14 protein-coding genes, 7 tRNA genes and 1 pseudogene are annotated in these 14,909 nt (G+C 62.6%); 12 read left to right on the plus strand and 10 right to left on the minus strand.

What is annotated here, in order from left to right; translation table 11 throughout:
• Nucleotides 1–39: 39 nt before the first annotated feature.
• Nucleotides 40–112: transfer RNA gene (locus tag KDB67_RS02840), tRNA-Lys, on the minus strand.
• A 255-nt stretch (nt 113–367) separates the two neighbouring features.
• Here KDB67_RS02840 and KDB67_RS02845 point away from each other — a divergent pair.
• The 3 genes from KDB67_RS02845 to KDB67_RS02855 all read left to right on the plus strand — a co-directional run bounded on the left by KDB67_RS02845 (nt 368) and on the right by KDB67_RS02855 (nt 661).
• Nucleotides 368–440: transfer RNA gene (locus KDB67_RS02845), tRNA-Glu, on the plus strand.
• A gap of 41 nt (nt 441–481) precedes the next feature.
• Nucleotides 482–558, plus strand: a tRNA-Asp gene (locus KDB67_RS02850).
• A 29-nt stretch (nt 559–587) separates the two neighbouring features.
• A tRNA-Phe gene (locus KDB67_RS02855) sits at nt 588–661 on the plus strand.
• Nucleotides 662–705: 44 nt separating this feature from the next.
• On the opposite strand, the gene KDB67_RS02860 is transcribed toward KDB67_RS02855, so the two are convergent.
• A complete protein-coding gene (locus KDB67_RS02860) occupies nt 706–1,269 on the minus strand; it encodes a helix-turn-helix domain-containing protein (protein ID WP_291012159.1) in 564 nt (187 codons plus the stop codon).
• Between the two features lie 72 nt (nt 1,270–1,341).
• On the opposite strand from KDB67_RS02860, the gene KDB67_RS02865 reads away from it, so the two are divergent.
• The 4 genes from KDB67_RS02865 (at nt 1,342) to KDB67_RS02880 (ending at nt 3,250) form a co-directional block, all read left to right on the plus strand.
• Nucleotides 1,342–2,766, plus strand: coding sequence for a carotenoid oxygenase family protein (locus tag KDB67_RS02865; RefSeq protein WP_291012161.1), 1,425 nt, complete (start codon nt 1,342–1,344; stop codon nt 2,764–2,766).
• A 186-nt stretch (nt 2,767–2,952) separates the two neighbouring features.
• A tRNA-Glu gene (locus tag KDB67_RS02870) sits at nt 2,953–3,025 on the plus strand.
• A 40-nt stretch (nt 3,026–3,065) separates the two neighbouring features.
• A tRNA-Asp gene (locus tag KDB67_RS02875) sits at nt 3,066–3,139 on the plus strand.
• Between the two features lie 34 nt (nt 3,140–3,173).
• Nucleotides 3,174–3,250 (plus strand) — tRNA-Phe (locus tag KDB67_RS02880).
• A gap of 108 nt (nt 3,251–3,358) precedes the next feature.
• Here KDB67_RS02880 and KDB67_RS02885 read toward each other — a convergent pair.
• Both KDB67_RS02885 and KDB67_RS02890 read right to left on the minus strand, forming a co-directional pair.
• Nucleotides 3,359–3,832, minus strand: a complete 474-nt coding sequence (locus tag KDB67_RS02885) for a hypothetical protein (RefSeq protein WP_291012163.1) — start codon at nt 3,830–3,832, stop codon at nt 3,359–3,361.
• On the minus strand, nt 3,829–4,215 hold the full coding sequence (locus KDB67_RS02890) for a hypothetical protein (protein ID WP_291012165.1): 387 nt from the start codon (nt 4,213–4,215) through the stop codon (nt 3,829–3,831). The genes KDB67_RS02885 and KDB67_RS02890 overlap by 4 nt, the downstream gene beginning before the upstream one ends.
• A gap of 111 nt (nt 4,216–4,326) precedes the next feature.
• Between KDB67_RS02890 and KDB67_RS02895 the strand changes: the two genes are divergently transcribed.
• From KDB67_RS02895 to KDB67_RS02910, 4 genes are all read left to right on the plus strand, one after another.
• Nucleotides 4,327–5,961, plus strand: a complete 1,635-nt coding sequence (locus KDB67_RS02895; RefSeq protein WP_291012167.1) for an AMP-binding protein — start codon at nt 4,327–4,329, stop codon at nt 5,959–5,961.
• Nucleotides 5,962–6,101: 140 nt separating this feature from the next.
• On the plus strand, nt 6,102–6,347 hold the full coding sequence (locus tag KDB67_RS02900) for a hypothetical protein (RefSeq protein ID WP_291012169.1): 246 nt from the start codon (nt 6,102–6,104) through the stop codon (nt 6,345–6,347).
• Nucleotides 6,344–6,718 carry a hypothetical protein gene (locus tag KDB67_RS02905; RefSeq protein ID WP_291012171.1) on the plus strand — a complete coding sequence of 125 codons (375 nt, stop codon included), beginning with the start codon at nt 6,344–6,346 and terminating at the stop codon, nt 6,716–6,718. Before KDB67_RS02900 ends, KDB67_RS02905 begins: the two co-directional genes overlap by 4 nt.
• A 69-nt stretch (nt 6,719–6,787) precedes the next feature.
• A complete protein-coding gene (locus KDB67_RS02910) occupies nt 6,788–6,913 on the plus strand; it encodes a hypothetical protein (protein ID WP_291012173.1) in 126 nt (41 codons plus the stop codon).
• Between the two features lie 531 nt (nt 6,914–7,444).
• Here the strand turns inward: KDB67_RS02910 and KDB67_RS02915 are convergent.
• From KDB67_RS02915 to KDB67_RS02930, 4 genes are read right to left on the minus strand one after another with little or no spacing between them, the layout of a single operon-like run.
• Complete coding sequence (locus tag KDB67_RS02915; protein ID WP_291012177.1) at nt 7,445–7,708, minus strand: hypothetical protein; 264 nt, start codon at nt 7,706–7,708, stop codon at nt 7,445–7,447.
• Between the two features lie 11 nt (nt 7,709–7,719).
• Nucleotides 7,720–7,944 (minus strand): hypothetical protein, encoded by a 225-nt coding sequence (locus KDB67_RS02920; RefSeq protein WP_291012179.1) that lies wholly within the window; start codon nt 7,942–7,944, stop codon nt 7,720–7,722.
• Nucleotides 7,941–8,915 carry a hypothetical protein gene (locus tag KDB67_RS02925; protein ID WP_291012181.1) on the minus strand — a complete coding sequence of 325 codons (975 nt, stop codon included), beginning with the start codon at nt 8,913–8,915 and terminating at the stop codon, nt 7,941–7,943. The genes KDB67_RS02920 and KDB67_RS02925 overlap by 4 nt, the downstream gene beginning before the upstream one ends.
• Nucleotides 8,908–11,448 (minus strand): FtsK/SpoIIIE domain-containing protein, encoded by a 2,541-nt coding sequence (locus KDB67_RS02930; protein WP_291012183.1) that lies wholly within the window; start codon nt 11,446–11,448, stop codon nt 8,908–8,910. Before KDB67_RS02930 ends, KDB67_RS02925 begins: the two co-directional genes overlap by 8 nt.
• Nucleotides 11,449–11,490: 42 nt before the next feature.
• On the opposite strand from KDB67_RS02930, the gene KDB67_RS02935 reads away from it, so the two are divergent.
• Nucleotides 11,491–11,724 carry a hypothetical protein gene (locus KDB67_RS02935; RefSeq protein WP_291012185.1) on the plus strand — a complete coding sequence of 78 codons (234 nt, stop codon included), beginning with the start codon at nt 11,491–11,493 and terminating at the stop codon, nt 11,722–11,724.
• A gap of 1,397 nt (nt 11,725–13,121) precedes the next feature.
• Here the strand turns inward: KDB67_RS02935 and KDB67_RS02940 are convergent.
• Nucleotides 13,122–13,988, minus strand: coding sequence for a hypothetical protein (locus tag KDB67_RS02940; RefSeq protein ID WP_291012188.1), 867 nt, complete (start codon nt 13,986–13,988; stop codon nt 13,122–13,124).
• A gap of 442 nt (nt 13,989–14,430) precedes the next feature.
• Nucleotides 14,431–14,909 (minus strand): annotated as a pseudogene (locus tag KDB67_RS02945) (hypothetical protein); the annotation flags it as partial.

Here is a 14,909-nt window from a genome sequence, read left to right on the forward strand (position 1 = left end):
TCCCCGCCCGACCATACGGGTCAGACGGGGATTGTTGAGTGCCCCCACCAGGGCTCGAACCTGGGACCTGCGGATTAAAAGTCCGTAGCTCTACCAACTGAGCTATAGGGGCGCAGAGCCCCGCGTCAGCGAGGCAGGGATGAGTGTACACGGCAATCCGACCCTGTTTTCGGGGGCCCGGCAGCCTGGCGTCTCATCGTTTGCCGCGTCGGGCGTCGTCGTACCGGGCGCGTCGGAGAGCCCTTCCAGATGCGCAATGTGATGCGGAGGCAACTTACGTCCACGACGGTGGATTGCCGCTCTGAACAGGTGATTTGTTGATTCGGTGTGGGGTGTCATAAGCTGATGCGGCTCCCAACGGGAACGGGCCCCCTTCGTCTAGCGGCCTAGGACGCCGCCCTTTCAAGGCGGTAGCGCGGGTTCGAATCCCGTAGGGGGTACGCTGCTTCACCTGGCACAGGTGTGGTGGACAACAGAATATGGCCCTGTGGCGCAGTTGGTTAGCGCGCCGCCCTGTCACGGCGGAGGTCGCGGGTTCGAGTCCCGTCAGGGTCGCCAAAAGGTTTCGGTTTCGTGCCGGACCTTCCGGCCAGGTAGCTCAGTTGGTACGAGCGTCCGCCTGAAAAGCGGAAGGTCGCCGGTTCGATCCCGGCCCTGGCCACGTAAAGAACCACCCGGTAGCGGGTGGTTCTTTTTGTATGGGGGTCAGGCGCGGAGATTTTCGACGCAGACGGCGTCGGCGATGTAATTGGACAGTTGGGCGTGCGAGAGGTGGCGTGCCGGCGAGAGCAATTCGGCATAGATCGCACTCACCATGAACTCGACAGCCGACTCCGGCGTCGGGCTCAGATGTGCCGCAAGCGGGGACTGTCCGACATAGGCGAGCACGCGTTCGGTGACGATATCGACGATGGTCGGGCGGTCCGGGCCACGGATCAGCCAGGGGAGCAGATCGGCCCCATCGATCCGTAACGCCGCCTGAAGCATGACGTTGTTTGCGTTGTAATCGAGAACTTCGCGGACGATCATCTGGATCGTCTCGCGGGGCTGGTCGGCGAACCGGAGCCGGCCGCGGACGACGTTCTCCAGCGCGTCGAGTTCGGCGATGATGAGCGCCGACAGCAACTCGTCCCTTGAGGCGAACCGCCGGTACATGGTGGCCCGGCTGATACCCGCCTCCCGGGCGACCGCGGCGAGCGTCATCGAGCCGATGCCGACGTTCTGGACCACCGTGCGAGCGGCCGCGGTGAGATCCTCGATGGTGCGCATGGCTGCTAGTGTATGTCCCCCAATAGCGACAACTTGCTGCGCATCAGCTTCATTCATGAGACGTTGATAGCCATGAGTGTCTCAATCAATGCGTCTGAGAACGGGATGTCGCCGTGGGACTCGCAGCATCTCGAGCAGGATTACGAGGTCGGTGAGATCGAGGGCACCATCCCCGACGACCTGCGCGGAGTCCTCTACCGGATCGGACCCGGTCGCCTCGACATCGACGGGCATCCCATGGGACACATCTTCGACGGCGACGGGATGGTCTCCCGGTTCGAGATCGGCCCATCGGGTGTGCGCTACCGCAACCGGTATGTGCGAACCAGAGCCTTCAGAAGGACGAACGAGACCGGGAAGTGGCCCCGCGGGTTCGCCACCCAGAGACTCGGCGGCCCCCTCGCGAACGCGATGCGCTTTCCCGAGAACATGGCCAACACCAACGTCCTGGTGCACGACGATGCGCTGTACGCACTGTGGGAGGGCGGTAAGCCGCACCGGCTCGACCCCCTGACGCTCGACACGGAGGGGACCGAATCCTTCGGCGGCGCCCTCAAGCGTCTCGGGGCGTTCTCCGCGCATCCCAAGGCCGACCCCGCCACCGGCGAGGTGTTCAACTTCGGTGTCGACTTCTTCCCGCGTCCGATGATTCGCTGCTACCGGCTCGACCGGGGCGGACGTCTGCACGGCATCGCCACGGTTCCGATAACGAAGTTGGGTTTCGTCCACGACTTCGCGCTCACGGACAGGCATCTGGTCTTCATCCTCGGCCCGCTGGTGGTGCGCAAACCGGTATCGGTGGCACTCGGTCTCCGGCCGTTCGATGAAGCTCTTTCGTACCGTCCCGAGCTGGGAACCACAATCGTTCTCGTACCCCGCGGCGGTGGTCCTGGGACACGCATGGAGACCGACGCGCTGTTCCACTTTCACGTAACCAACGCCTACGAGCACGGTGCGAACACGGTGGTTGACATCGTCGCCCATAATGCGGACGGCGGTTGGATGCAATGGGAGAACCACCTGCGGCGTTTCCGGGACAATCCCGGCCCGGCGTTCGGTGGAACGCTGACCCGGCTCACCATCGACCCGGCCGCGGGCAAGGTCACGCACGAACAACTGAACGATCGGGGCTGCGAGTTCCCGCAACTCGATCCGCGACGCATCACGCGTGAACATCGCTTCAGCTACCTGGCGGAGGCATCGAGGTCGGGTGGCGACCCGGACTCCATCGCCACCGTCGACCATCGCACCGGAAACACGAGCCGATACACCGTCCCCGACGGGAACACCATCTGCGAGCCGCTGTTCGCGCCGCGAACCACGCCGGGTAACGAAGGCGACGGATGGCTGCTCACGCTAGAACATGAACCCCTGCACCGCCGCTCACGCCTGACGATCCTGCGGGCCGACCGGCCCGACGACGGCCCGATCGCAACCGCACCCCTCGAACACCATGTACCGATGACCTTCCACGGCACCTACGTCCCCGCAACCTGACCCCGCCGCGCACGATTCCCGCGACCAGAACTCCGTCCCGCGAATCCGATATCGCGACAACAGATGCGCGGGACGAAGTTTGCGTCGCGGGAGTGCTTGGCGGCGCTGACCTGCTGGTTTGGGGAATGTTGGGGTGGTGTCATACGATTGTGCGGCTCCCACGGGAGTGGCTCCCACCGGGAACCGGCCCCCTTCGTCTAGCGGCCTAGGACGCCGCCCTTTCAAGGCGGTAGCGCGGGTTCGAATCCCGTAGGGGGTACGCTGCTTCACCTCTTGAGGTGGTGCGGACAACAGAATATGGCCCTGTGGCGCAGTTGGTTAGCGCGCCGCCCTGTCACGGCGGAGGTCGCGGGTTCGAGTCCCGTCAGGGTCGCTTCATGGTTTCGGTTTCTGCACCGGCGCCGTCTGGCCAGGTAGCTCAGTTGGTACGAGCGTCCGCCTGAAAAGCGGAAGGTCGCCGGTTCGATCCCGGCCCTGGCCACCAGATTCACAAAATCCCACCCGTTGCCGGGTGGGATTTCGTTTCATGAGCTTGTGGTGGGGCAGTACTCGTGTCAAGCACCGGTCCTCCGACGACCGGTCGTCCTATCGGTCAGTCGAATACGTCGCCGATCTCGCCGGCGGTGGCCGACCGACTCAGCCACGTCTGGAGCAAATCGAGATCGTCGCAACCACGCACGCGGTCACGCACCACCTCGGGCACCTCGATCCCCCTCGCTTCGAGGACGGTCAGAACAGCAACGACCGCTTCCTCGGTTCTGCCTTTGGCTTCTCCATCACCGAAGTGCTTCCGGGCAAATGGGGATTGATGCTTCCATGTTGTCGTTGTCATCAGCCGCTCCCAGCGCACGCGGGCGGCTCCCGAAAGTACCGCCCAGATCAGTTCAGAATACACGTAGCCATGCTCGGAATCAGTGGCGATCGTGGCCGCCAAAGCTTCCAAAACCCCAGGTACATCGTAGTGTGCCATCGCCGACAGCATCGCCAGCTCCACACTTGACCGGGCCTGTTCGACGTCATCGACAACCGGGACGACTTTTGGTCCCACCACGATCGGGGTGATCACCGATGCCCGCCCGATCGGTATCGGCTGTGCGCCCAGCGCGCCACACCGTCATCGACACACACCACTAACAACTCGACCGGGCAACGCAGCCGTTGACGCAGCGAAATCACGTAACTCGGCCACGTGTACGACTTATCGCCGTCACGACCCAACTGCACCTCGACGACGATCCCCAGGACCGCACCACCGTCCCGATCGTTGAGTGTGACCACAGCATCGGCACGCCGCTCGGTCGGCACCACTTCACTCAGATCGGCTGACCCGACCTCCGCCGACTCGTACCCGGGCACAACAACATCCGATATCCCGGTCAGCATCTCCACCGCGAACTCAGGACACAACCGAATCAACTCAACGATCGCCTCATGCCGAATCGACACCATACCCGTGAGGATAGGCGGCACCTACGACATCGACCCGAACCCGCAGATGCCGTGACCCGCCGCCACAGGGCGTCGTAAGGTGGGCGATTGTCACGTATCCGAGGAGAGTGCATGTCGATGACCGGTCAGACCGCAGTGACACCCGTTCCGAACAGGTCCGAGATGAGTCCGCTGCGTTTCCTGGAACGTTCGGCGAACGTCTTTCCCGACCGCACCGCCATCGTGTACGGGCGGCGCAGCTACACCTACGCCGAGTTCGCCGACGAGACGCAGCGTCTGGCGCGGGTTCTGGCGTCCAAGATCCAGCCGGGGGACCGGGTGGCGTATCTGGCTCCGAATATCCCGGAGATGCTGATCGCACACTTCGCGGTGCCGTTGGCCGGCGGGGTGCTGGTGGCGCTCAATTCGCGACTGGCCGGCGCCGAACTCGCCTACATCCTCAACCATTCCGAGTCGACGATCCTGGTTGCCGATTCCGAGTTCCATGCGACGGTCGCGGCGATCGCCGACGTGATCCCGAGCCTGCACACGGTCGTCGAGGTGGACGATCCCGAGTTCGGCACGCCCGCCGGCCCCGACGAGATCGAAGGCCTCGTCTCCTACACCGATTTCCTGAAAGGCGCCGACGATCTGCCGGCCCGGCCATGGACCGTCGACGATGAGAACGCCGTCATCACCATCAACTACACCTCGGGCACGACCGGAAAACCCAAGGGCGTCATGTACACCCACCGCGGGGCGTACCTGAATTCGTTCGGCGAGACCTTCCACAATCAGTTCACCGGCCACACCCGCTACCTGTGGACGCTGCCGATGTTCCACTGCAACGGCTGGTGCACGCCGTGGGCGGTGACCGCGGCATCGGGGACACACATTTGTTTGCGTGCAGTACGCGCCGACGCCATCTGGTCGGCCATCGACGATCTCGGCGCCACCCACATGTGCGGCGCCCCGACGGTGTGCACGACGATCGTCGGCGCCTCGTCGGCGCACGCCCTGGACAGGCCGTTGCGCATCACCACCGCGGGAGCTCCGCCGTCGCCGACGATCATCGGTCAGCTCAGTGCCCTCGGCATCACGGTGGTGCACGTGTACGGCCTCACCGAGGTGTACGGCCCGTTCACCATCTGCGAATACCAGGACGCCTGGGACGACCTCTCCGCCGACGATCGTGCGAAAAAGCTGTCCCGGCAGGGTGTTTCGATGGTCCAGGCAGAGGATGTCCGGGTCATCGACCGAGATGCCGAAGGGCTGGTGGACGTACCCGCGGACGGGGAGTCGATGGGCGAGATCCTGCTGCGCGGCAACAATGTGATGGCCGGCTACTTCAAAGATCCCGCCGCCACCGCCGAAGCATTCGCCGGCGGCTGGTTCCACACCGGCGATCTCGGCGTCATGCACCCCGACGGCTATGTGCAACTGCGGGATCGGGTCAAGGACATCATCATCTCCGGCGGCGAGAATATCTCCACCGTCGAGGTGGAACAGGCGCTCGTCAGTCACGACGCCGTGCTCGACGTCGCCGTCATCGGCGTCCCCGACGAGAAATGGGGCGAACGCCCCCGCGCCTACGTGCTCCTCGTCCCGGGCGCGACCCTGACCGCCGACGAACTCATCGACTACGCCCGAAAACTATTGGCAGGCTACAAGATCCCCCGCGACATCATCTTCCCCGACGATCTGCCCCGCACCTCCACCGGCAAGGTGATGAAGTTCGAGCTGCGTAAAGCGGCCGCAGCGGGATAGGTCCAAATATTGCGATCAGTTCCGGTTTCCGGAACTGATCGCAAGGTTTCTGTACGGGTATCGGTTCGTGTCAGTGGCACGCGGCACCCGAACTGCTCAGGAGCGGCCAGATTGAAGTATGAGCGGCGTATGCTCGGGGTATGAAACGGCTGACGATCAGCGTTCCGGACGAAGTCGCCGCGAAGGCGCAACGCGCTGTCGACGCGGGCGACGCAGACAGCGTCAGCGGCTATTTTGTGCAGCTCGCGGAGGCTGAACCGGACTGGGTGCAGGCCAGGGCGGCCGTCGATGACATGATTGCCGACACTGACGGCATCACGGACGCCGACCGTGACGCCGTTCGGCGCGAACTCGGCCTACCTTCCGATGTCACAGGCGTCGCGTGAGTGTCGTCTTCGATACCGGCGCCCTGATCGCCCTCGAACGCCGCGACCGGCTCATGGTGGCACGAGTCGATGAGATTGTGCGCAATCGTATCGCCACTTTCGTTCCCGCAGGGGTCGTTGCCCAGTGCTGGCGCGGAGGTCATCGTCAGTACGCGATCGCTCGGCTACTCAGATCACGAGCAGTCCGGATCGATGACCTCGGCGGCGAACTCGCCTTCCGGATCGGGATACGGCTTGCCGAAACCGGCACGTCCGATGTCATCGACGCCCACGTAGCGCTCCTCGCCGCTCGGCTGAACGCGATTGTCTACACCAGTGACCCCGACGATATCGCCGTACTCGACCCATCCCTACGGATCGTCACGGTGTAGTCCATCGCCACTGCGAGTCTGGCATGCCGATGCGCTGATGCCGCTGAGCAGGACTCACAACGAAGGAGGATGGAACACGGCCAGATTGCCACCGCGCAGGTGTCCACACCGCGCAAGTACGTGGAGGCAACTGGTGGCGAGCTGGAGCTGACGGCCAAACGCCCTGACGGAACCCGTGTCCCGTTGGCGATCTGATTCGCCGAGTTCTGCGTCGATCAGATCGCCAGCGTCTAGTTAGGACAGTCCCTGCGATTTCCACGGGTTGGCAAACGCGTGCGCTGGCACTTCTTGGGCCGATCAGGCTATTCGTCCACTATCATTCACTCAGCACAATTTGCTTGCCGCCAAAATGTACTATTACCGTACCAATCGCCAGAAGTGCTAGCACCCCAACATTCCCGGTATCAACGACTTCTACTAGCCCCCAGAATAGAGCGACAGCCCCCACTCCCAAAGTGAACCCTGTGTGATCAGTCCGCGTGGTTGCTGTCCAGCAAACGGATGCAATACAAATGGTGACTGTAATTCCTATAAATATGTCAAGAGCATTAAACTCGCCCGGCCCACTTGCGCCGACCGCAAACCCTATGAGCTGTACGGCGCAGCCGACAGCAGAAATTGCAAGGCCGCGGCTTCTGAGAGTTTCTGACGTGGTAGATGGTTTCATGTGCAGTGTCCTTTCGGCAAGAAATCCGATGTTCTGGTGGCCAATACGCTCCTCCTATGTCATCGCCCCAGGTAGGTTCTCAGTTCACCGGCTTTGCGGTTGAGCATGCGTTGGCTGTCGTTGCTGACGTTGTCGATTTGCTTCGCCATTCGGGCGATTGCTTCGAGGTTCTGTTCGAGTTCCCGGCGGACCGGGTCGTTCCATTTGGTGGCGTTGAGGGTGGAACGAACTTTACGGATCGCTTCCTCGATGGAGCTGCTCGCCCTTTTCAACTCGCGACCCATCGCGACCAGCGCTTCGGGATCGGTCTCGATTCTTGTCATGGTTCTTCCCCTTATATGTTGGTCGTTCCGAGGTACTTCTTCGCCTCATCGAATGAGGCGTTCAGGGCGGCGAGGGCGGCGCCGTATGTCTTGTCCTGCCCCTCGATGGTGTTGAGGACGTCGAGGAACTTGCGGGCAGCCGCGTCCGACCACAACGACTCGACGCGCAGCCGTGCCCGGAATCGTTCGGCACGGTCGGACTCGTGTTGGGCGATGTCGCGCGAAACTCTACTCACTGTGGTCCGACGATCCGCACCGGAATTTCGGTGGCTCCCAAGCGCTCGAGCAGCCACAACCGGTGGCGGCCGTTGTCGAGGTCGAACCCCTCCGGCCCGAGATGACTCACTTTGAGTGCGGTGTCGGAGAAGAATCCGCTGTAGCTCCGCATGTAGGTCCGAGCGCCGGACAGCCCTTCTCGCTGATCGCGTTCACGGAGCGTAGCCCGTGGGTCACCGCTGCGCATCGCTGGTAGCAGGACGTCGAGAAGCGCGTTCGTCGACCACTTGAGCGTCGGTAGATCCTGCCCTTTGTCGAATGACTCGGGGCCGCTGATCGGGTCGGAGTTGCGGATCAGCGATACCGGTACCAGCGCGAATCCGTCGGGGAAACCGGCAGGAATCGTCACGCCGGGAGTATCCCGCCATGACGCAGGAGCACTCGCGTCGCCGGTACCGTTGCTGTAGCAGTCCGGCGACGCCGCGGAACTCGCCGCAACGCTTCCGGCTGACCAGCTACCACCACCACCGGATGCCGCGCCGGACAGCAACGTGACGTGCGGACCGCTGATGGTTGCCTTCACATAGCCCGAGATGCGTTCGTCGGCCTCGCGGACGAGCTTCTCGCTGCGGACGAGTTCTTCGTCGATCACCCGATCGTGCCGCGCCTGCGAATGTCGGAACTGCGCGGTAGCCTGCTCGATGATCCGCTGACCTTTGAGCGCGTCTGCCAGCGCGTTCCCGGCCAACTCCAGTTGCCGGGCGTATCCGCTGCAGTCGGAATTCTCCTGGGCTCTGCAGGCATCGAGATCGGCCCTACACTTTTCGACGGCGCGGCGACGTTCTCTGACGACCTCCGCCGCGGTCTCCGATGCCTTGGCGATCGAGCGGGCAACCGCGGCTTTGAGATCGGTGGTTTGCCGGCGGTATCGCCGGAGTTGCGGACGCAGAAAGTCGAAGACCGCGCTGTCGACCTTCGCCCCGCTACTCATGGCGCAGGCCCGCGATCCATCCGGTCGGTGGCGCACCGAAGCGACGGACCTTGACCGATGTGGAACGGTCGACGTCGGCGACGATCACCTGCCCACTCTTGAGGGTGGCCGCATCGGAGTTGTCGATCAACTGCGTCGAATCGTCGCGTCCCATCGGCCCGATCACCCGCAGCCCGCACTCATCGATGTGGTTGGAGCCGAGACGTTTACGAATACCGCCGGGATTGTCGAACCAGATGATCACGTGGACACCCACTTCGGGACCGTCGGTCAGGATCCTGGCGAGGATCTTTCCGGGATCATCGTCGTCGTACGAATTGGGGTCGAAGTCACGGGCCCGCGCCATACCGGCGATGACGAGCACCCGTGTGGGCTCCCGCATCGAATCCGTGGCGTGTCTGGTGTCGACGGTCTTGGCCACTTCCTCAAGCAGTGCCCGCATACCTCGTCGGCGTTCGACGGTCACGCCCGGCACGTATTCCAGGTCTTCGACCACGGGCGACCAGTCGTCGTGATCGGTTTCGTAGTCGATCAGGTCGACCGGCACACCGCGCAGTGTCAGGCTCGCAAGGAGTACCCCGAGGGTGCCCGCCCCGTGCTCGTCGACTATCAGCAGGTTGCTGCCGGCGGTGCGTTTGAACTGTGCGCGATACGGCTCGGCGTCCAGGATAAGGGGTTGTCCGAGCGGCAGGTCCAGACGTTTCGGGTCGGTATCGGGCTGCCCGAGAGTTGCTCGGGAAAGTCCTCCGACCTCGGCGTCGCTGTGTCCGTCGAAGACCGCCGTGTTGTCGGTGAATCCGTCGTGTTCGGCACGTTTGGCCAATTGCTTCAGAATCTCGCCGCGTGCCTCCGCAGACCACAGGGCTGCTTGGAAACGACGATTCGCGTCGCGCTGCCCGCTCCGGCAGTTGATGATTCCCTCACCCGCCCGTGACAGGGTCTGTGCGTCGGCGTTGTCGTCACCCAGGATAAGCCGGGAATCGGATTCGTTACTCTGCAAAGCAATCCGAACGGGCATGAGTCCGATGACATGTTTGCCGAGCGCCGCCATACCCGCCAGCGACTGGGAGGCCAGCACGATGTGGACGCCGAAGGCGCGACCTTTGCGCAGCAGATCTTCGAGAACTTCGGCCGCCTGTTGGGCGATCTTGTCGTCACTGGTGAACAGTTGCTGGAACTCGTCGATGATGACGACGTAGCGTGGCAGCGCATGTCCGGTGAGTTTTCGGTAGTCGCTGATCTTGGCCGGCTGCTCACCCTTGGGACCGGTAACCCCCTTGAAGAGCTTGCTACGCCTCTGATATTCGAGCTGCGCCCGCACCAGAATCGATAGGCCGAAGTCACGTTCGGCCTCGATGGCGACCAAACGGGCCTGCGGCATTCCGAGATCGGCGTACTGCTTGAACTCGACTCCCTCTTTGAAGTCGACCAAGTACAGTTCGAGTTCGGCAGGGGAGTACGTCACCCCAAGGCTCATTATCACCGCGTGGATGAGGACCGACTTGCCCGAACCGGGTCGTCCGCCGATCAGTGCACCGTAGTTGTGCGTCTCGGAATTGATCATCAGGTCGGCGGTCTGCCGCGCACCGATACGGCCGAAGTGCGCCGTCACGTCGTCGGTACTGTTTCCCTGCCACCACGTTTCGGGACGATCGAGGCCCGGGGTGCGCGCCAGGTACGCGGTCCGGTTCGTCGTGGCGGTCTCCCGCTCCTGTTGCGCCGCGAGTTCGAATACCCGAGCCGGGGTGACCACGACATCCTCAGCGTTGCTGATTCCTCGCTTGACGGCATCAAGCAATTCTCTGGCGACCGCGTCGGAGGGTGGCGCGGCCGGAGTGTATATCCAGCGAATTATTCCTTCGCTGACCGTCCCCGCCAATCCGTTCACCGGTGGTGCGGGGATGGTATGCGGAAGCCGGACACCGCCACCAGCCGACTCCAACTTATTCCGACAATTCTCAGTGAGCCAGTCCCCGGCGTGCAGGTGCGGCACAGACGAGGTCACCCGCAATAGAGCACGTGTTCCATCGTCCGCTCCCTCGGGTTCGGGACCAGGATTCTCCATCTCATTGGATACGAGGATGGTGAACACCCCGGTGCGCGGACCATTCTGGATGATCCGTCCGAGGCGATCGAGTTGATCGACATCATGGTGTCCGGCGCGGGAGAATCCGGCGGGGAAGTCGTACAGGATGATGATCCGGTACGGCTCGGCAACCTCGCCCGCCGCGTTGTTGTAGTCGGTCAGTGAACTGTGCTCACCCTGCAGGTAGCGCTGAGTGACGAAGGTGATATGTTCCTCGGTCTCCTGGAGCAATTCATCGAGTTGTCTCGGACTGGTCCGCACCGACTGCCCGATGACCTTTTCCTGAGCTTCGCCGAGGCCGTACAGGAAGTTCGCCGACTCGCCTGCCTTCTCAGGGTCGAACACCCGGATCAGCAACTGGTTCGCGGGAAGCGCGGCGAGCAGGTTCAGGACCGCTGTCTCGATTCCGCTGGGGGTGTTGATGAGGAATGAACCGAGTCGATCCAAGTCGACGACAACCGGAAGTTCGACCTCACTGAACTGTTCGCTATGAACGTCTGCTTCAACGCATTGCAGGAATTCATCGATACCGGCGGTACTGGCGAATTTCATCATCATATACAGGATATGAAAGGCGGCGGGGTAGCCAACGTGGCTTTCTGCGGCCGCGTCAAGTCGATGGAACTCGCTATCTTTCATGTGGCGACGACGATCCCGATTCCAAACGTTGAACTGCTGGAAATCGTAGCCGGTGATCGTGATATCGCGAATGCTAGTCGATGAGTAGACCAGTGTCGCTTGCAGAGTTCCGAGAAAGATATTCAAAGGCCCAAGTCCGGAAACTATCGTATCTGCCGAGCCGCTAACAGGTGGTCCGACCGGTGGCCATGGCATGGTCAAGTGAGATCGGATGAAGTTTTCTTGTCGATAAAACCTGGTTGCCTGCTTGCCGTCGTCGTCCATCTGCTTCCACACGGTGACGATTAGCTCACTTACGGTCGGAAAGAAGGAACTGGTCAACGACCGGACCGAGTGCGCGAACTCCGCCTTGAGTCTTTCTCGACCGCTGGAGGTCCACGGCACACGGGCGGCTTCAATCTGGTGACGCAGTTCGTGAGCAGCTGAGATCCATTGGTTCGCGGTCCTCGCTCCGTCACCGCTGTCGGGGAATCCAGTGCCGCCGCCGAGGTGGTCGCGGAAAGCTTCACCAAGGGACTCGCGAGCTTTAAAGAGGGACAGGAGGATAGCTGTGAGGTCAGGATGTGCAGCTGCGTGGGCGGAAAGTATTGCGTGTGACTGATTTCCGACCGCGGCCTCGATCTCGTGCCAGATCGGTCGTAGCTTGGTCAATTGATCGTCGACGACGAGAAGGGAGGGTCGGTGTGCCTGATCGAGGGAGCCGTGACGTTGCTCGGTGGAGAGTTGTATCGATTGTGTCGCAGCACGCGAGGACTGAGCGCTCGCCTGGGAGTGCTTTCCCTGCAGCGCAGACTGCGGGTCGCTATGACCAACTAAATTTCGGGGGGGGGGTCGCACGATCCCGCCGCGTGTAGTCGATCGCCATCGGCGATCCTCCCTTCCGAAGGAGCGTCATCCATGTGTCTGAGATGACTAGATTAGGCAGATCCGACGGTCCCTGACCCGTCGGTGCGATAGTTTCTCGTGGTGTCGGCACGATATTCGTCCCTTCGGGCTACATCGAAGGGGTGACAGAGGTTCGAATGGCTCGATGGGCCGTGAGCTATTGCGCACGTGTGCGGGCAAGTTCGTCCGTCACCCAGGCGATAGAGATCGTCATCGACCGACCTGGAGGCGTTCGCAGGCACGTGATCAATGAGGCAGCTCGGCCACCAGGCGAGCCGTGATAGCGTCAATGACGCTCAGGCTGTCGCCCTTGGGAAGTGGCCCGGCAGCCTTCCGGACGGTTGGTGAGCCGGGTTTCGCGTCTTGCCGCTGACGCCGTGGACTACCGGCGATTCGGAACTGTTCAGGTCGAGTGCCTGGCCTCGACTTCGGCTCGCGATGCGGCGTATTCCGCGTCGGCTCATCGACCGGGCCATCTGTGATCATTCCGACGGATCTCGGTGGCTGTGCCCTCTGCGCGCCGGGCTTGCGATGTACCTTGCTTCGTCGCGCCACTCCGGCTTGGTTGCTGCGTCGCCGGAGAACTCCCGGCGATGTCAGTCGAAGACGTCGCCGATAGTCTCCGCTGTGGCAGCCCGGCTTAGCCACATCTCGAGCGTGTCAAGATCCCCACAGTGCTGCACCCTGTCGCGGATAGCATCGGGCACATCGATACCTCGGGCTCGAAGTACAGTCAGGACACCGGCCGCTGCCTCTTCGGCCTTACCTTCAGCTTTGCCCTCGGCTTTGCCTTCGCCGTAGTATTTCCGGGCGAAGGGTGATTGGTACTCCCAGGTCGTAGCAGTCACAAGTCGCTCCCATTTGGCTCGGGCGGTCCCTGAGAGCACCGCCCAGATCAGTTCAGAATACACATGGCCATGCTCGAAATCTGCGGCGATCGCAGCCGCCAACGCCTCCAAAACCCCAGGTACGGCGTAGTGCGCCGTCGCCGACAGCATCGCCAGCTCCCGGCTCGTTGCCGCGATATTGGCATCATCGATCACCGGAACTACCTTCGGTCCGATCACGATTGGGGTGATCACCGATCCGCGTCCGATCTGGATCGGTTGTGCTGCCCAGCGCGCCACGCTGTCATCGACGCACACCACCAGCACTTCGACCGGGCACCGCAGTCGCTGCCGCAGCGAGATGACGTAGCTGGGCCAGGAGTACGTTTTGTCGCTGTCGTGACCCAACTGGACTTCGACGACGATCCCCAGGACCGCGCGACTGTCCTGATTGAGTGTGACCACCGCATCGGCACGCCGCTCGGTCGGCACCACCTCACTGAGATCGGGAGAGCCGAGCTCCGCCGACTCATACTCGGGCACAACAAGATCGGCGACTCCGGCGAGCATCTCGGCTGCGAATGCCGGACATAATCGGATCAACTCGACGATCGCCTCGTGGCGCATCGAAACCATACCGGCGAGCATAGGAGGTGCCTACGACATAATCGGGCGCGAGGGCGGCGCGTATTCGAAAGTGCTACGAGCGGGCCGGTATCGCAGACGATCACTGGGAGGTGCTGGAACCTCGCGCCAGGACAGAGTCGATGTACTCGGGCGTCGAGCCGTCGACCGGGCCGTCGGTGATCATGCCGACGAATCTCGGCGGCCACGCTCTCCTTGGACTAGGTTCAGACAGGCGACGGGCGTCTCGCAGCAAGACTTCCACCTGATCATCGGGCAAATCGTTGATGAGGTGAATCAGGTCATCGCGGCTTGCTGTCACGAAACCAGCGCAGCCGAGCTGGGTGTGGAGGGCGGCGCACGCGAGCCATTGGTTGCGCGGACTGTGCTCGGTGGCAGGCTTGGCAAAACACCTGCTCGGTTGCTGCCTCGCCGGGGCGTTCCCGGTGGCTTTTCAGTCGAAGACGTCGCCGATCGTCTGCGCGGTGGCGGCGCGGCGCAGCCATGTTTCGAGCTGCTCGATGTCGTCACAGCTCTGCACGCGCTCACGTACCGCGTCGGGAACGTCGATACCGCGGGCGTGGAGCACGGTCAGGATGCCGGCAGCCTCGCCTTCGGCCTTCCCCTCGCCGTAGTACTTCCTGGCGAAGGGCGATTGATACTCCCAGGTCGTAGCAGTCACAAGTCGCTCCCATTTCGCTCGGGCAGCCCCTGAAAGCACCGCCCAGATCAGTTCAGAATACACATGGCCGTGCTCGAAGTCCGTGGCGATCGCAGCCGCCAACGCCTCCAAAACCTCAGGTACGGCGTAGTGCGCCATTGCCGACAGCATCGCCAGCTCCCGGCTTGATGCCGCGACATCGGCATCATCGATCACCGGAACGAGATTCGGTCCGACCACGATCGGGGTGATCATCGACCCGCGTCCGATCT

It is taken from the genome of Gordonia sp. (in: high G+C Gram-positive bacteria) (genome assembly GCF_020438995.1).
Classification (GTDB): Bacteria; Actinomycetota; Actinomycetes; order Mycobacteriales; family Mycobacteriaceae; genus Gordonia.

What these genes read in the sequence shown, in the direction of transcription:
- KDB67_RS02910 (WP_291012173.1), top strand. Translation starts at nt 6,788, where the DNA reads ATGGAACACGGCCAGATTGCCACCGCGCAGGTGTCCACACCGCGCAAG.
- KDB67_RS02900 (WP_291012169.1), top strand. Translation starts at nt 6,102, where the DNA reads ATGAAACGGCTGACGATCAGCGTTCCGGACGAAGTCGCCGCGAAGGCG.
- KDB67_RS02865 (WP_291012161.1), top strand. Translation starts at nt 1,342, where the DNA reads ATGAGTGTCTCAATCAATGCGTCTGAGAACGGGATGTCGCCGTGGGAC.
- KDB67_RS02925 (WP_291012181.1), bottom strand. Translation starts at nt 8,915, where the DNA reads ATGAGTAGCGGGGCGAAGGTCGACAGCGCGGTCTTCGACTTTCTGCGT.
- KDB67_RS02935 (WP_291012185.1), top strand. Translation starts at nt 11,491, where the DNA reads ATGAACGTCTGCTTCAACGCATTGCAGGAATTCATCGATACCGGCGGT.
- KDB67_RS02860 (WP_291012159.1), bottom strand. Translation starts at nt 1,269, where the DNA reads ATGCGCACCATCGAGGATCTCACCGCGGCCGCTCGCACGGTGGTCCAG.
- KDB67_RS02890 (WP_291012165.1), bottom strand. Translation starts at nt 4,215, where the DNA reads ATGGTGTCGATTCGGCATGAGGCGATCGTTGAGTTGATTCGGTTGTGT.
- KDB67_RS02940 (WP_291012188.1), bottom strand. Translation starts at nt 13,988, where the DNA reads ATGGTTTCGATGCGCCACGAGGCGATCGTCGAGTTGATCCGATTATGT.
- KDB67_RS02915 (WP_291012177.1), bottom strand. Translation starts at nt 7,708, where the DNA reads ATGACAAGAATCGAGACCGATCCCGAAGCGCTGGTCGCGATGGGTCGC.
- KDB67_RS02895 (WP_291012167.1), top strand. Translation starts at nt 4,327, where the DNA reads ATGTCGATGACCGGTCAGACCGCAGTGACACCCGTTCCGAACAGGTCC.